The organism is Leifsonia sp. SIMBA_070 (genome assembly GCF_046534635.1).
In the GTDB taxonomy this organism is placed as follows: domain Bacteria; phylum Actinomycetota; class Actinomycetes; order Actinomycetales; family Microbacteriaceae; genus Leifsonia.
The window spans coordinates 1-2,427 of sequence record NZ_JAWRYK010000004.1 but is presented as its reverse complement, the minus strand read 5'-3'; the positions used below and the strand labels follow the sequence as shown (position 1 = coordinate 2,427).

Genomic DNA, 2,427 nt, shown 5'->3' with positions numbered 1-2,427 from the left:
CTTCTACATTTCCCACGGTTATTATGAAACAGATCCAGCAAAATAACCGTTTGATCTTACCTACTCAATAATGAAATGGACATAAACAACAAAAAAACCTTCTAGCCTCTACTGGCTGGAAGGTTTACTTTCGTTCCTTCAAAACTGGATCTGCATGATTGCTAAGAGTGTGGATAAGTCCTCGACCGATTAGTATTCGTCAGCTCCACGTGTTGCCACGCTTCCACACCGAACCTATCAACCTCATCGTCTATGAGGGGTCTTACCAGCTTGCGCTGTGGGAAGTCTCATCTTGGAGGGGGCTTCACGCTTAGATGCTTTCAGCGCTTATCCCTTCCGCACATAGCTACCCAGCTGTGCCACTGGCGTGACAACTGGTGCACCAGCGGTGCGTCCATCCCGGTCCTCTCGTACTAAGGACAGCTCCTCTCAAATTTCCTGCGCCCGCGACGGATAGGGACCGAACTGTCTCACGACGTTCTGAACCCAGCTCGCGTACCGCTTTAATGGGCGAACAGCCCAACCCTTGGGACCGACTACAGCCCCAGGATGCGATGAGCCGACATCGAGGTGCCAAACCTCCCCGTCGATGTGGACTCTTGGGGGAGATAAGCCTGTTATCCCCGGGGTAGCTTTTATCCGTTGAGCGATGGCCCTTCCATGCGGAACCACCGGATCACTAAGCCCGACTTTCGTCCCTGCTCGACTTGTAGGTCTCGCAGTCAAGCTCCCTTATGCCTTTGCACTCTACGAATGATTTCCAACCATTCTGAGGGAACCTTTGGGCGCCTCCGTTACTCTTTAGGAGGCGACCGCCCCAGTCAAACTGCCCACCTGACACTGTCTCCCACCCCGATAAGGGGCGCGGGTTAGAATTTCAATACAGCCAGGGTAGTATCCCACCAACGCCTCCACCGAAGCTAGCGCTCCGGCTTCTCAGGCTCCTACCTATCCTGTACAAGCTGTACCAAAATTCAATATCAGGCTGCAGTAAAGCTCCACGGGGTCTTTCCGTCCTGTCGCGGGTAACCTGCATCTTCACAGGTACTATAATTTCACCGAGTCTCTGGTTGAGACAGTGCCCAAATCGTTACACCTTTCGTGCGGGTCGGAACTTACCCGACAAGGAATTTCGCTACCTTAGGACCGTTATAGTTACGGCCGCCGTTTACTGGGGCTTCGGTTCAAAGCTTCGCTTGCGCTAACCTCTCCCCTTAACCTTCCAGCACCGGGCAGGTGTCAGCCCCTATACTTCGCCTTGCGGCTTCGCAGAGACCTGTGTTTTTGCTAAACAGTCGCTTGGGCCTTTTCACTGCGGCCCCCTCGGGCTATTAACCCTACCGAGGCGCCCCTTCTCCCGAAGTTACGGGGCCATTTTGCCGAGTTCCTTAGCAAGAGTTATCCCGCGCACCTTAGGATTCTCTCCTCGCCTACCTGTGTCGGTTTGCGGTACGGGCACCTTACATCTCACTAGAGGCTTTTCTTGGCAGCGTGGAATCAGGAACTTCGGTACTATATTTCCCTCGCCATCACAGCTCCGCCTTAATGGAAACGGGATTTGCCTCGTTTCCGGCCTAACTGCTTGGACGCGCATATCCAACAGCGCGCTTACCCTATCCTTCTGCGTCCCCCCATCGTTCAAACGATGTATAGGTGGTACAGGAATATCAACCTGTTGTCCATCGCCTACGCCTGTCGGCCTCGGCTTAGGTCCTGACTAACCCTGAGCGGACGAGCCTTCCTCAGGAAACCTTAGGCATTCGGTGGACGGGATTCTCACCCGTCTTTCGCTACTCATACCGGCATTCTCACTTCTAAGCGCTCCACCAGTCCTTCCGGTCTGACTTCACTGCACTTAGAACGCTCCCCTACCACTGATACCATTGGTATCAATTCGCAGCTTCGGTGGTGTATTTAGCCCCGGTACATTTTCGGCGCAGAGTCACTCGACTAGTGAGCTATTACGCACTCTTTAAATGGTGGCTGCTTCTGAGCCAACATCCTGGTTGTCTAAGCAACTCCACATCCTTTTCCACTTAACGTATACTTTGGGACCTTAGCTGGTGGTCTGGGCTGTTTCCCTTTCGACTACGGATCTTATCACTCGCAGTCTGACTCCCAAGAATAAGTATTTGGCATTCGGAGTTTGACTGAATTCGGTAACCCGTTGGGGGCCCCTAGTCCAATCAGTGCTCTACCTCCAATACTCTCATCTTGAGGCTAGCCCTAAAGCTATTTCGGAGAGAACCAGCTATCTCCAGGTTCGATTGGAATTTCTCCGCTACCCACACCTCATCCCCGCACTTTTCAACGTGCGTGGGTTCGGGCCTCCATTCAGTGTTACCTGAACTTCACCCTGGACATGGGTAGATCACCTGGTTTCGGGTCTACAACCACATACTAAACGCCCTATTCAGACTCGCTTTC

1 rRNA gene is annotated in these 2,427 nt (G+C 52.8%); it reads right to left on the bottom strand.

The window, feature by feature from the left end:
• Positions 1-169 precede the first annotated feature (169 nt).
• A 23S ribosomal RNA gene (locus tag SB754_RS19095) occupies positions 170-2,427 on the bottom strand; the annotation flags it as partial.